This is a genomic window from Actinomadura sp. 1N219 (assembly GCF_044326405.1).
GTDB lineage: Bacteria > Actinomycetota > Actinomycetes > Streptosporangiales > Streptosporangiaceae > Spirillospora.
Genome location: NZ_JBIRAY010000001.1, coordinates 883,881 through 897,207 on the forward strand (window position 1 = coordinate 883,881; position 13,327 = coordinate 897,207).

11 protein-coding genes are annotated in these 13,327 nt (G+C 71.9%); 6 read left to right on the forward strand and 5 right to left on the reverse strand.

All coding sequences use genetic code 11. The annotated features are described in order from the left end of the window. Window positions 1-134: 134 nt before the first annotated feature. Window positions 135-737, reverse strand: a complete 603-nt coding sequence (locus tag ACH35V_RS04015) for a TetR/AcrR family transcriptional regulator (protein ID WP_395970140.1) — start codon at window positions 735-737, stop codon at window positions 135-137. A gap of 108 nt (window positions 738-845) precedes the next feature. On the opposite strand from ACH35V_RS04015, the gene ACH35V_RS04020 reads away from it, so the two are divergent. Then, entirely contained in the window at window positions 846-1,394 is a 549-nt protein-coding gene (locus ACH35V_RS04020; RefSeq protein ID WP_395970141.1) for a dihydrofolate reductase family protein, read from the forward strand. 40 nt (window positions 1,395-1,434) lie between these two features. Here ACH35V_RS04020 and ACH35V_RS04025 read toward each other — a convergent pair whose 3' ends face one another. The 3 genes from ACH35V_RS04025 to ACH35V_RS04035 form a co-directional block, all read right to left on the reverse strand. Continuing rightward, window positions 1,435-4,434, reverse strand: coding sequence for a right-handed parallel beta-helix repeat-containing protein (locus tag ACH35V_RS04025; RefSeq protein ID WP_395970142.1), 3,000 nt, complete (start codon window positions 4,432-4,434; stop codon window positions 1,435-1,437). A gap of 96 nt (window positions 4,435-4,530) precedes the next feature. After that, window positions 4,531-5,997, reverse strand: coding sequence for a Re/Si-specific NAD(P)(+) transhydrogenase subunit beta (pntB, locus tag ACH35V_RS04030; protein WP_395970143.1), 1,467 nt, complete (start codon window positions 5,995-5,997; stop codon window positions 4,531-4,533). A gap of 3 nt (window positions 5,998-6,000) precedes the next feature. After that, complete coding sequence (locus ACH35V_RS04035; RefSeq protein ID WP_395970144.1) at window positions 6,001-7,533, reverse strand: Re/Si-specific NAD(P)(+) transhydrogenase subunit alpha; 1,533 nt, start codon at window positions 7,531-7,533, stop codon at window positions 6,001-6,003. 291 nt (window positions 7,534-7,824) lie between these two features. Between ACH35V_RS04035 and ACH35V_RS04040 the strand changes: the two genes are divergently transcribed. The 5 genes from ACH35V_RS04040 (at window position 7,825) to ACH35V_RS04060 (ending at window position 12,426) form a co-directional block, all read left to right on the forward strand. Beyond that, window positions 7,825-8,016, forward strand: coding sequence for a hypothetical protein (locus tag ACH35V_RS04040; RefSeq protein ID WP_395970145.1), 192 nt, complete (start codon window positions 7,825-7,827; stop codon window positions 8,014-8,016). 185 nt (window positions 8,017-8,201) lie between these two features. Then, a complete protein-coding gene (locus ACH35V_RS04045) occupies window positions 8,202-9,944 on the forward strand; it encodes a substrate-binding domain-containing protein (protein ID WP_395970146.1) in 1,743 nt (580 codons plus the stop codon). Beyond that, window positions 9,938-11,185, forward strand: coding sequence for a sensor histidine kinase (locus tag ACH35V_RS04050; RefSeq protein WP_395970147.1), 1,248 nt, complete (start codon window positions 9,938-9,940; stop codon window positions 11,183-11,185). The genes ACH35V_RS04045 and ACH35V_RS04050 overlap by 7 nt, the downstream gene beginning before the upstream one ends. Window positions 11,186-11,217: 32 nt before the next feature. Next, window positions 11,218-11,892: a response regulator gene (locus ACH35V_RS04055; RefSeq protein WP_395970148.1), complete on the forward strand. Its 675-nt coding sequence runs from the start codon at window positions 11,218-11,220 to the stop codon at window positions 11,890-11,892. A 114-nt stretch (window positions 11,893-12,006) separates the two neighbouring features. Then, complete coding sequence (locus ACH35V_RS04060; protein WP_395970149.1) at window positions 12,007-12,426, forward strand: hypothetical protein; 420 nt, start codon at window positions 12,007-12,009, stop codon at window positions 12,424-12,426. A 75-nt stretch (window positions 12,427-12,501) separates the two neighbouring features. Here the strand turns inward: ACH35V_RS04060 and ACH35V_RS04065 are convergent, their stop codons facing one another. Next, on the reverse strand, window positions 12,502-13,293 hold the full coding sequence (locus tag ACH35V_RS04065) for a BTAD domain-containing putative transcriptional regulator (protein ID WP_395970150.1): 792 nt from the start codon (window positions 13,291-13,293) through the stop codon (window positions 12,502-12,504). Window positions 13,294-13,327 lie beyond the last annotated feature (34 nt).

Consider the following 13,327-nt stretch of genomic DNA (forward strand, 5'->3'; position numbering starts at 1 on the left):
TTGGGGGCCGTTTCTGTGATGAGCGGGGCGGGACGGAAGCCCTTGATGACGAGCCAGATGCCCAGTGACAATTCCCACCCGTCCCAGGGCTTCAGCGCCCGCGGCACGGGCGAGACCTGCTGGCGCGTCCGGCGCTAGGCGGTCTTGGGGTCGCCGGTCAGCGGGACGAGTGCGGCGTCGATGGCGTCGGCGAGGCGGTGGGGGTCGGTTTCGGCGCGGGCGACGACGTGCAGGCCCTGCATGAGCGCGAGGAGAAGGCGGGCCTGGGCCCCACAGTCGACGTCCGGACGGATCTCACCCGATCGTTGCGCAGCCTGGAGGGCCTGCGCCAGGCCGGCCTCCAGCGCGCCGAAGCCGTCCTGGACGAGTCGGCCCGCGGTCTCGTCCCCGGGGAGCAGTTCGGCGGCGGTGTTGCCGAGCATGCAGCCGCGTCCGGGGGTCGCCTGCGCGGCCTCCAGAACGCTCAGGAGAAGCGTCCGGATTCGGGGCAGGACGGTCCCGTCGCCGGGGAGTTCGGCGGCCTGCTCCCGGGCCGCGTCCACGTAGCGCTCCAATGCGCGCAGGAAGAGCCCGTGCTTGTCGCCGAACGCGGCGTAGAGGCTGCCCGGCAGGACGCCGAGCCCGTCCTTGAGATCCCGGAGCGAGGTGGCCGCGTAGCCGCGGCGCCAGAAGAGCTCAAGGGCCTCCGCGGCGACCTGGCCGTCGTCGAAGGAGCGCGGTCGTCCGGTGCGGGGCATGGCCCGGATCCTACGTCTTCTTGACAGCTCGTTCAAGAATTGCGACGGTGTTCGCATCAACTTCTTGATCGGTCGCTCAAGAAGAACCCGTCAACCTGAGGAGATCCCGTGAGGCGCCTTTTCCTGCACATCAACGTGTCCGTCGACGGCTACATCGCCGACTCGGCGGGCGACATCGACTGGAGATTCGCCGACCAGGAGTTCCAGGACCACATCGACTCCATGCTGGAGTCGATCGACGGGATGGTGTTCGGCCGGGCCGCCTACGAGCAGCTCGCCGGATACTGGCCGACCGCCGGCGACGAGGTGTCCGCCACGCAGCGGCGCCGGATGCACGAACTGCCGAAGTACGTCATGTCGCGCACCCTCCGCGACCCCGGATGGCACAACTCCCGCCTGCTCGGAGACGACCCGGCGTCCGCCCTCGACACCCTCAAGCGGCAGGACGGGCGCGACCTCGCCCTGTTCGCCGGCGGCCGGGCCGCCACCGCCGCCCTCCGCCTCGGCGTCCTGGACCAGCTGCGGCTCGTCGTCAATCCCGTCCTCCTCGGCGGCGGGACCCCGCTGTTCAACGGCGCTTACCCGAAGGAGGACCTCCGTCTCACCGGCACCCGGACGTTCGCCTCGGGCGCCCTGCTCAACACCTACGACCTCTGAGCGGCGTGCGCTTTCGCCACGGCGCAGCGGTTCCGCGAGGTCAGGGGACGTCTTCGGGGTGCAGCAGGCGCAGGTCGTCCAGGGTCGGTTCGGTGCCGGCGCGTTCCAGGCGGGCCAGGCGGCGGGCGTGGGCTGTTTTCAGGGTTTCCAGAAGCTTGCGGATCTCGCGGGCGTTGCCCTGGGAGTAGACGTCGGCGTGCGCGGTGAGGTGGGCGCGGACGGCGTCGCGGGCGTCGGCGCTCAGCTCGAACCCGGCCGAACCGGCCTGGGTCTGGAGAATGGTGACCAGCTCGTCGGCGGTGTAGGGCGGGAAGGTGATGGTGCCCGAGAAGCGGGAGTCCAGGCCGGGGTTGGCGGCCAGGAACCCGTCCATCTCGGCGGTGTAGCCCGCGACGATGACGATGACCTCGTCGCGGTGGTCCTCCATGAGCTTGACCAGGGTGTCGATGGCCTCCTGCCCGAAGTCCTGGCCGGAGCCGCCGCCCCCGGACCTCGACAGCGTGTACGCCTCGTCGATGAACAGCACGCCGCCGCGCGCCTTCTGGAAGACCTCGGTGGTCTGGACGGCGGTGTGCCCCACGTACCGTCCGACCAGGTCGCCGCGCGAGGCCTCGATGAGCTGGCCGCGGGCCAGGACGCCGAGCGCGGCGAGCAGCTCCCCGTACAGCCGCGCCACGGTGGTCTTGCCGGTGCCGGGCGGGCCCGCGAAGACCAGGTGGCCGGGCGCGGCGTCGGAGGGCAGGCCCGCCTGGGCCCGGCGGCGGGACGCGGCGATCACGTCCAGCAGGTCGTGGACGCGGGCCTTGACCTCGGCCAGCCCCACCATGCCGTCCAGCCGTTCCAGCACCCCGTCCAGCTGGCCGGTGTCGCGGGCGTCGCCGCCGAACCGGGCGCCCAGACCGCGGTCCAGGACGCCGTCGAAGTCGTCGGGAAGCAGCAGCGTCAGGTCGCCGGGGGCCGGGTCGTCCAGGTCCGCCACGCGCACCGCCTGCTGTTCGAGGGCGGCCTCGAAGAGGCGGCGGGCCTCGCGGCCGTTGCCGAAGTTCTCGTCCCGGCGGACCTGCCCGAAGTGCGCCAGCAGCGCCTCGCGTGTCCCGGGGGCGAGGTCGAACCCGTACTGGTCGGCCAGGCCGCCGACGATCGAGGTGAGCTCGGCGGGCCCGTAGTTCTCGAACTCGATGGTGCGGGAGATCCGCGACTGCAGCCCCGGGTTGGCGGCCAGGAACTCCCGCATCTCCGCCGAGTACCCGGCGAACACCACCACGATCTCGTCGCGGTGGTCCTCCATCAGCTTGACCAGCGCGTCGATCGCCTCCTGCCCGAAGTCCGAGCCGCCGCCGAAGCTGCGCGACAGGGTGTAGGCCTCGTCCAGGAAGAGCACGCCGCCGAGCGCCTTGGCGAACACCGCGTTGGTCTTCTGCGTCGTCTCGCCCAGCGCCTTGCCGACCAGGTCGGCGCGTGACACCTCGGTGAACTGCCCCTCCGGGACGGCGCCCAGCGCGGCCAGCAACCGGCCGTAGATCCGGGCGACGGTCGTCTTGCCGGTGCCCGGCGCGCCGGAGAAGACCAGGTGCCGGCTCATCGCGGGGCCCTGCGGCAGCCCGGCCTGCCGCCGCTGCTCGGCCACCCGCAGGAACTTCACCAGCTTGCGGATCTCGTCCTTGACCTGATCGAGGCCGACCATGGCCTCCAATTCGGCGAGCAATGTTTCGATTGTTTCGGCAGGGTCGGTCTCTGCGGCGGAACCGGCCGGAGTCGTGGGATCGGCCGCCGTTCGGGCTCGTTCCCCCGGTTGCCCCGCGGGCTCCGGCGCCGGGGACGGCGACGCCGCGGCGGACGCGGACGCCCGCCTGTCCCCGGGGGCGAAGTCGGTGCGGTCCTCTTCGCCGTTGTCGTGCGAGGACGTCCCGTCCACCTGGACGGTGGCGCTGCGCGAGGCGATCAGGCCCGGCCCGCCGTTGCCGGTGAGAGTGCAGTTCCGCACGGTCATCGTGGAACCGGGGTCGGCGCCGGCCCCGGCGTCGTTGTTGTCGGCCAGCCGCGTGCCGTCCAGCGTCAGCGCGGCGCCCTTGGCGACCGCCGCGCCGTGCTCGCACCCCGTCATCGCGCCGCGGACGACCGTCATGGTGCTGGACGTGGTCGCGAACACCCCGCACCTTCGCGCCCCGACCACCTCGCAGTCCTCCAGCCGGACGGTGGACCCGCCCTCGCACGCGATCCCGTGCTCGACCGCGCCGCGCACGGTCACGGCCCGGCCGGTGAGGCGGCTCCGGTCAAGCGCGAGGACGCCGAACAGCTCGCTTCCCTCGATGGACAGGTCGGTCACTGTCACCTCGGCCCGGTCCAGGCAGCACAGGCCGTTGCGTCCGCTGCCGCGCACGCCCCCGCCCTGAACCGAGACCACCGAACGCGCCACCGCGTGGACGCCGTCGGAGGCGGAGTTCTCGACCCGGCAGTTCTCGACCAGCACCGACGAGCCCGAGTTCGCCCAGATCCCGTGCTCCCCGGCGTCCAGCAGGCGCACGTCCCGCAGCGTCACCTTGCTGCCGCTGTGCAGCGCCACCGCGCAGTTCGGCGCCGCGGAGACCTCCGTCCCCTCGACCACCCCGGAGGCGTCGGAGTAGAGGATCGAACCGTCCCGCACCGTGCACCGGCTCAGGAACAGCTCCGCACCGCCCCAGGCGCTGACCGCCTTGCTGGACGTGGTGACGATCTCGCACAGCTCGGCCCGGCAGTCGCCGCCCGCCGCCTGCAGCGGGACGCCCTCGGAGTTCCAGTTCCGCAGCTGGACGCCCTGCAGCAGCAGGCTGCCTCCGTCCACCCGCAGGTTGTAGTCGCCGGAACCGTCCAGCACCACCGTGCCCGGCCCGCCCACCGCCGTGATCACGCAGCGCTCGCGGAACCACCACGCCTCCATCCGGTACTGGCCCGGCTCGATCAGCACATGCCGTCCCATGCCCGGCGGGACACCGAACTCGAACGCCTGCCCGACGGTCCGGAAGGCCCTCGGGGCGGTCTGGGACACCACCAGGCGCTGCACTCAAGACTCCTCGCACTCGGCGGCCGCGGTCCCGAGCATTATCCCGATCCGATCAACTCCCGCGGATCGCGGCGTCCGGCCGGTGCGCTGCGGTGATCAGGATCGCGCGGCGGCCTTGGGGCGGTCGACCGCGGGTGTGAGGGTCTTGAGGGCCTGGAGGATGTCGTCGACTCGTTCCTTCGCGTCGCCGAAGAGCATGTGGGTGTTGTCGCGGAAGAAGAGCGGGTTCTGGACGCCCGCGTACCCGGTGGCCATCGAGCGCTTGAACACGACGACCTGCTGCGCGTTCCAGACCTCCAGGACGGGCATGCCCGCGATCGGGCTCGCCGGGTCCTCCTCGGCGGCGGGGTTGACGATGTCGTTGGCGCCGATGACCAGGACCACGTCGGCGGCGCCGAAGTCGTCGTTGATCTCGTCCATCTCCAGCACCAGGTCGTAGGGCACCTTCGCCTCGGCGAGCAGCACGTTCATGTGGCCGGGCAGGCGTCCGGCGACCGGATGGATGCCGAACCTGACCTGGACGCCGCGGTCGCGCAGCCGCGCGGTCAGCGCGGCGACCGGGGCCTGCGCCTGCGCGACGGCCATGCCGTAGCCGGGAACGATGATCACCGAGGAGGCCGCGGCGAGCGCCTCGGCGGTCTCGTCGGCGGTGATCTCCCGGTGCCGGCCCTGGTCGCCGCCGGACGCGGCGGGCGCCTCGAGGCCGAAGCCGCCCGCGATGACCGAGAGGAACGAGCGGTTCATCGCCTTGCACATGATGGCCGACAGGTAGGCGCCCGAGGCGCCCACCAGCGCGCCGACGATGATCAGGAGGTCGTTGCCGAGCAGGAACCCGGACGCGGCGGCCGCCCAGCCGGAGTAGCTGTTCAGCATGGACACCACGACCGGCATGTCGCCGCCGCCGATGGAGGCGACCAGGTGCCAGCCGAGCAGCAGCGCCACCGCGGTGACCGCGACGAGCGACCACGGCCGCGGGTCGGCGACGAAGGCGACGGTGAGCCCGACGAAGGCGACGAGCGCCGCGACGTTGAGCAGGTTCTTGCCCGGCAGCATCAGCGGCGCGGACTTCAGCCTGCCCGACAGCTTGCCGAACGCCACGATCGAGCCGGTGAGGGTGACGGCGCCGATGAAGACGCCGATGAAGACCTCGGCGCTGTGGATGCCGAGCATGTCCTCGCGGGCGAGCTCGGCCGCCTCCGCCCCCTCCGGGTGGTGCTCGACGTGCAGGTAGCCGCTCCAGCCGACCAGGACGGCGGCCAGCCCGACGAAGCTGTGCAGCAGCGCGATGAGCTCGGGCATCGCGGTCATCTCCACCGCCCTGGCCCGGTTCAGGCCGATCACCGCGCCGGCCGCGACCGCGGCCACGAGCAGCGCGAACGCGGGGACGCCGATGTCGCCGTCGATGGTGAGCGCGACGGTCGCGACGAGCGCCACCGCCATGCCGAGCATGCCGTAGGTGTTGCCCAGGCGGGCGGACTCGTGCCGGGAGAGCCCGGCCAGCGCGCGGATGAAGAACAGCGCCGCGACGATGTACGCGGCGGTCGCCGTGGTTGCGATCGTCATCGCCTAGCTCCTGACGAACATGGCGAGCATGCGGCGGGTGACCGCGAATCCGCCGAAGACGTTGATGCTCGCGAGCAGGATCGCCGCGAGCGAGAGCACGGTGATCGCCGCGTTCCCCGTGCCGATCTGCAGCAGCGCGCCGACCACGATGATCCCGGAGATCGCGTTGGTCACCGACATCAGCGGGGTGTGCAGCGCGTGGTGCACGTTCCCGATGACGTAGTAGCCGATCACGATGGCCAGCGCGAACACGGTCAGATGCACTTGCAGGGCGGCGGGCGAGACCGCGATGAGGCCGAACGTGGCGGCGGCCGCGGCGGCGGCGCCGAGCCGGCGCAGGGCCGGGTTCGCCTTGCCGGACGGGGCGGGCGCGTCGGCGTCCCGCTGCGCCGGCTGGGCGGCCGCGGGCGCCGCCGACACCGCCACCGGGGGCGGCGGCCAGGTGAGCTCGCCCTCGCGGACGACGGTCATCGAGCGCTGCACGACGTCGTCGAAGTCCAGGACGAGCACGCCGTCCCGCTGCGGGGTCATCAGCTTCATCAGGTTGAGCAGGTTGGTGCCGTACAGCTGGGACGCCTGCGCGGGCAGCCGTCCGGCCAGGTCGGTGTACCCGAGGATGATCACGCCGTTCGCGGTGACCACGCGCTCGCCGGGGACCGTGCCCTCGACGTTGCCGCCGTTGGCCGCGGCCATGTCGACGATCACCGAGCCGGGCCGCATCGTCGCGACCATCTCGGCGGTGATCAGCTTCGGCGCGGGCCTGCCGGGGATGAGCGCGGTGGTGACGACGATGTCGACCTCGCGGCACTGGTCGGCGTAGAGCGCGGCGGCGCGGACGTTGTAGTCGTCCGACATCTCCTTGGCGTAACCGGTGCCTGGAGAGTCGTCCGCCGCGGGCTCGGCGACGGCGAGGTAGTCGCCGCCGAGCGAGCGCACCTGGTCGGCGACCTCCGGCCGCGGATCGGTGGCCCGGACGATCGCGCCCAGGCTGCCCGCCGCGCCGATCGCCGCGAGCCCCGCGACGCCGGCCCCCGCGACCAGCACCTTCGCCGGCGGCACCTTGCCCGCCGCGGTGACCTGGCCGGTGAAGAACCGCCCGAACTCGTTCGCGGCCTCGATCACGGCCCGGTACCCGGCGATATTGGCCATCGAGGAGAGCACGTCGAACGACTGCGCGCGGGAGATCCGCGGCACCGCGTCCAGGGACAGCGCGGTGATCGGACGTCCGGCGAGGTCGTCCACCAGCTCCGGCTGGAACCGGGGGTTCAGCATGCCGATCAGCGTGGTGCCCGGTCGCAGCGCGTCCAGCCGCTCGGGCGAGGGCGGGTTGACGCCCAGCACCACGTCCGCGGCGGCCGCGTCCCCGATGGCGGCGCCCGCGGCCTCGTACCGGTCGTCGGGGAAGCCCGACCCGGCTCCGGCGCCGGGCTCGACGACCACTTCGTACCCGAGCTTCTGCAGTTGGGTGACGGTGTCCGGTGTCACCGCCACCCGCCGCTCCCCGGGCGGATCCTCCTTGAGGACTCCAACGATCATGACAACCACCTCACATCTGTCGCACGTCAGCGGCCTGCGGGCGCCGGAACGGGCAGCGCGCCGCGGGGCGTCCGCCAGTGCGGGCGCGGGCGAGCGGACGGCGTCGGGTATCTCGACATCAAGTTAATTCTGCCACGCGCGCGGCCGCTTCCGCTTTGCGCTGTCTGCCAGTCTTGGTCATGAATGTTTGGGAACTTGGAATAGTGCCGCTGCGGACGGTGACGAGAAGGACGCGCTCAGCCCTCCCGGCGGCGCGGCGGCGCCGCGAAGGCGAGCGGCGGCAGCGGGACGATGACCGCCGCCGACAGGCCCTCACCACCGGGACGGACGGTCGTCGCCGGCCTCTCTTCTTCGAGCTTCTTCGAGACTGAAATTGAAGGCCGCGACCCGACGGCGCGCCGCGAACATTGGGTGCGCAAGTCGCTACAGATGGTGGCCGCCATCGCCTTTCTGGACGGCTTGGACAATTACAACGGTCCATAACGTGGCGCGCTGATGTGATCAGCCGAAATGCGGTTCGGCGGTTGGTCACCGGCGGCGTCATAGCAGAATTCGGGATTAACCGGATCGCTACAGTTATGGTTGCGTTCGGCTGACGGAAGTGGGTCGAGCGCCCGTTTGGTCCGCGACGCCTCCGGCTTCGGGCTTCCCAGCACCAAGGACGGCTCATGATGGATCCGAGCACCGCACGGTCGCGCGCCTCCCGGCGCGACCGGATCAGTGTCGCCGCGGCCATCGCGCTCGGGGCCGGGCTCCTCCTCGGAGGCGGCGGCTGGGCGCTCATCGCGAATGGCGAGGAATGCGAATCCGGCGGCGCGACCCTGGTGGTGAAGGCCGATCCGGCGATCGCGGACGCCGCGTCCTCGATCGCCGCGCGGCAGGGGTTCGGCGGTTGCGCCGGCGTGCGGGTCGTGCCGGAGGCGTCCGCCGACACGGCGGCCGCGCTGGCCGCCGGGCGGGGCGTCCCCGACGTCTGGATTCCGGACTCCGAGCTGTGGCTGGACCTCGCCCGGAGCGGTCCGTCCGGACGCACCGTCCTCGGCCGCTCGGTCTCCGTGGCCGTATCACCACTGGTATTCGCCTTTCCCCCGGCGGGCTCTCCCGGGCGGAAAGGCCGGACGTGGGCAGGGCTCCTCCCCGGCGGGACGGGCGGCGAGCGGCCCGAGGCGGGGAACGACCTGCTGATCCGGATGCCCGACCCCGCGCGGACGGCGACCGGAATGGCCTCCCTCCTCGCGCTGCAGAACTCCATAGGGAACGGGCACGGCTTCAGCACGCTCAAGAGGTTCGCGGGCACGCTGCGCACGATCGAGATCCTGGAGCCGGGCCAGGACCCCGCCGCCGTGCTGAACGGGCCCGCGCAGGGCGCGTCCGCCCAGGTCGCCGTCGTCTCGGAACAGCAGGCGTTGCGCTGGGGCGCCACCGGACGGGCCGGGGTTCCCGGCACGGTGTACCCGTCGTCCGGCACGCCCGCGCTGGACTTCCCCTTCACCGTCACCACGGCGGACCTCGGCAGGCAGCGCCGCGCGGACGAATTCCTCCGGGCGCTTCGCGCTCCCGCAGGCGTCACGGAGCTGAACCGCCGCGGCCTGCGCTCCGCAGTGGCCGACGCGGGCGGCGCGGCCGGCTCGGGCGGCGCGGGGCGAGGGGGCCTGTCCACGCCGCTGCCCCGGATCCAGGCGGTGGCGAGCCCGGGTGCGGCGTCCTGGGTCCAGGAGACGTGGCGGAGCTTCAAGCAGGAGATCAACGTGCTCGCGCTGGTCGACCCGTCCGGTCCGGCGGGCGCGGCCATGACCGGCGCGGCCTGGCGCGGCGCCATCGGCCCCGGCGGCAACCGCCTGGACGCCATGCTGGTCTCCCTGAACAGGGGCCTCAACCTGGTCGGGGACGACTCCGAGTTCGGGCTGTGGACGACGTCGGGCGCGCAGAATCCCGGCGCACGGGGCACGCGCCGCGCGCACCGTCCGATCGTCGGGATCGGCGAACTCGGCAGCCGCACCCGGATGGGCACCACCCACCGGCTCTTCCTGGAGAAACAGCTGAACGCGATCCGGCCGCAGCGCGGCGGCGGGGGAGCCGTTTACGACTCGGTGGTCGCGGCCTATCAGGAGATGAAGCACCGATACGACGCCGATCAGCTCAACGTGGTGCTGGTGCTCAGCGCGATGGGCGCGGACGCCCGCCCGTCCGCGCAATTCGGAAAGGCGCTGGCAAGGCTGCGGCAGCAGATCGATCCCGCGCGTCCGGTCGTCTTCGTGGTCGTCGCTTTCGGCGCCGGAATCGACCCGGGGCTGAAACAGATGACCGGCGCGGTCCAGGGGCATTCGTTCCAGATCAAAAACCCGGAAGGAATCGAAGAGCTGTTCAGGAATTCCGATCTGATGCGCGTCTGCACCCCACCCAAGTGCTGACCGTCAGGGAACCCGGCGACGCGGGCGCGGCTCCCGACCGCGAGCGGCTCGGCGTCGCCTTTCGCGTGCTCCTGGTGCTGCGCGGGCTGGTCCTGGCCATGACGGTCATGCTCGTCCCGGACGACTGGCGCGACGCGTCCCTCATGGTCGCGGTCGCGGCCGTGGGCGCCGGGACGGCCGTCGCCTGCCTGGCCTGGCGCGGCGTCCTCTCCCTCTTGCTGCGCCATCCGACGCTGTGGTGCCTGGACGCCCTGCTCATGTGCCCGGTGCTGGTCTCGGGCGGGGCGCTCGGCCCGTACTTCCTGGTCACCGTCCTCACGTCCGCCATCGCCGGGGTCCTGTACGAATGGCGGGCGGTGCTGGTCATCTGCGCCGCCCAGACGGCGCTGTTCTTCGCCGCCGCCGCGGGCGGGGAGGCCGCGTCCGGGGCCTTGATCGGGCTGCCCGCGTGCTATCCCCTCGCGGCGTGCGCCGGGGTGGCGCTGCGCCGGTTCCTCGACGACTACGCCGACCTCGAAGAACGGCATCGGCACGCCGCGGCGGCGCTGGCGACGGCGGAGGAGCGCGCCCGGCTGGCCCGCGAGATGCACGACTCGCTCGCCAAGACGCTGCAGGGGATCAGCATGACGGCCGAGGCGCTGCCGATCTGGGTGCGCCGGTCGCCCGAGCAGGCCGAGACGGACGCCCGCGCCGTCGTCGCCGGGCTCCGGGTCGCCGCCAGCCAGGCCCGCGGCCTGCTGACCGACCTGCGCGACGACGTCTACCAGCAGCCGCTGGACGGCGCGCTCGCCGCCGTCGTCGCGGAGTGGAGCGCGCGGACCGGCATCGCCGCGGTGACCCGGCTCCCGGGAGGACCGGACGGCGACCACGAGACGGCGGCCGTCCGGTACGAGATCGTCTCGATCGTCCGGGAGGCGCTCGCCAACGTCGAGCGGCACGCGGACGCGCGACACGTCACGGTGACCCGCGACGCCGCCGCGTCAACGCTGGTCGTCCGCGACGACGGCCGGGGTTTCGCGCCGCCCGCGGGCGACCGCCTGGACCTACTGGCGCGGGACGGCCACTACGGCCTGATCGGCATGCGCGAACGAGCACACCGAATCGGCGGACGACTCACCGTGGACAGCACCCCCGACCAGGGCACGACCATAACCCTCCAAATCCCGACCACCGACCACCGACCAACACCGAACGCCTCACCAGAAGCAGCACCAACCGTCTCGCCGGGAGCGGTGCGGTGACTGCGCACGGGCGGCGTGCGGCGGGTGGGGCGTTGCCGCAGATTCGGGTCCTGGTCGTCGAGGACAATCCGATCGTCCGCAGCGGGCTCGTCACGCTGCTTCGGGCCGACGGCATCGACGTGGTCGGCGAGGCGGTGGACGGACGGCACGCGATCGAGCTGGCCGGACGCCTGCGTCCGGACATCGTCCTCCTCGACGTGCGCATGCCGGTGCTGGACGGCGTGGCCGCCGCCGGGCCGCTCAGCCGGATCGCCAAGGTCCTGATGCTCTCCTACGACACCGACGCAGCGGTGATCGGCGACGCGATCCGGAACGGCGCGTCGGGGTACCTCGTCCACGGCGCCTTCGACATGCCCGAGCTCGTCGCCGCCATCCGGGACACGGTCGGCGGGCGGGACAACCCGCTGTCGCCCGAGGCGAGCATGGCCGTCGTGGCGGCGTTCCGCCGGACGCAGCCCGCTGGGACGCCCGCGCCGGACCACGCCGGATTCGGTCTCACACCCCGCGAGAGCGCGGTCATGGACCTCATCGCCCGGGGCCGCACCAATGCCGAGATCGCCCGCGACCTGTTCATCTCCGAATTCACCGTGAAGAACCATGTGAACCGCATATTCGCGAAACTCGCGGTCGACACGCGCGGCGCCGCCATGGCCCGCTGGCTGCGCACGGACGAACCGCCACCGCCGCCAGCGCCGACAGATCCGTGAAAGAACCGGGACAGGACGGGAACAGCACCGGGACAGGAAAGGGACAGTAAAAGGACAGGACACCTCGCGACACTTCTCGCGTACGTCAGTTCACACGCGAGAAAGGTGTGCGAGATGCGGTACCAGAAACTGGCCCGAATGGTGGCCGTGCCCGGACTGGCACTCACCATGGCGGCCACCCCCGCCATGGTCGCGACCGCCCAGGCCGCCCCGGCGGCCCCGGCGACGCAGACCGCGGCCAAGCAGGCCGATACCGCGGCCGCCGCGGCCGCCGTCAAGCGGATGAGCCGGAAGTGCTCCAAGCCCAAGGGCAAGAAGCTCAACATCTCCTTCGCGCCCGGCAAGCAGTCCACGACCATCTACTTCAACAACCACTGCAGCCACAAGGGCTACATCAAGGTCCGCACGTGGACCACCGGTAAGCCCAACTACAAGACCACCTGCATCCGCGTCAACGCCAAGACCAAGGGGAAGAAGAAGGTCTGGCACGTCGGCGGGCGGTGGGACCGCACTCAGCTCGTCGGCAAGTGCTGACCCCTCTCCCGTTCCCATGCCCGCCGAGCCGGCCCGAGCGCCGGCTCGGCGGGCATGCGAGGCGCCGGTCACCGCTCAATCGACACCGGCGATTCGCGACGCGACGGGCGAGAGGTCGCCGTGCAGAATGCGCCGATGAAGTTCGCTGATCGAGGCTCCCGGCTCCACGCCGAGCGTCCCGATCAGCCGTGTGCGAACCGTCGTATAGCGTTCGAGCGCTTCGCCCTGCCGTCCGCAGCGGTACAACGCGACCATCAGCAGGCCCGCGATCTGTTCGTCCAAGGGATGTTCGTCGGCGAGCCCGGCGAGCAGCGGCACCGTTTCGGCGTGCCGCCCCAGCCGGAGCCTCGCCTCGGCGCAGGCGAGCACCGCCGCGAGCCTTTCCTGGTCCAGCGTCATGCGGACCCGGTCCGCCCACGCACCGGTGATTCCGGTGAGCTGCGCGCCCCGCCACATCCCGAGCGCGCTGTCGAGAAGGCGGACGGCCATTGCGTCCGCGCCATTCCAGACATTCTCGCGAGCCTGCCCGACGGCGCTTCGGAAACGGTGGACGTCGATGTCCTCGGGAGCGGCGACCAGCACATATCCTCCGCACCGCCGAATCACGCGCTCCCGCTCGGCGGCGTCCCCGGACGCCTCGGCGAACGCCGCCCGCAACCGCGCCGCAAGTGTGTAAAGCGCCGCCTGCGGATGCCGGGGGAGCGACTCGTCCCAGATCCGGTCGATCAGCGCGGCGTCGGGAATTATCTGGTTCGGTTCCCAGGCCAGCATCGCCAGCATCCCTTGCGCCCGCCCGGACCTCAATACCGCTTCGCTTTCCCCGAACCGCGCAGTCACCGAACCCAGCAGTCGCACTTCCACGGCCACCCCCACAGCTCCGGCAAGGACAAGGCTCACCCTG

Bases quoted from the DNA above. Each gene is read 5' to 3' on its own strand.
- ACH35V_RS04040 (WP_395970145.1), top strand. From the start codon at position 7,825: ATGACCGCCGCCGACAGGCCCTCACCACCGGGACGGACGGTCGTCGCC.
- ACH35V_RS04060 (WP_395970149.1), top strand. From the start codon at position 12,007: ATGCGGTACCAGAAACTGGCCCGAATGGTGGCCGTGCCCGGACTGGCA.
- ACH35V_RS04035 (WP_395970144.1), bottom strand. From the start codon at position 7,533: ATGATCGTTGGAGTCCTCAAGGAGGATCCGCCCGGGGAGCGGCGGGTG.
- pntB (WP_395970143.1), bottom strand. From the start codon at position 5,997: ATGACGATCGCAACCACGGCGACCGCCGCGTACATCGTCGCGGCGCTG.
- ACH35V_RS04045 (WP_395970146.1), top strand. From the start codon at position 8,202: ATGATGGATCCGAGCACCGCACGGTCGCGCGCCTCCCGGCGCGACCGG.
- ACH35V_RS04015 (WP_395970140.1), bottom strand. From the start codon at position 737: ATGCCCCGCACCGGACGACCGCGCTCCTTCGACGACGGCCAGGTCGCC.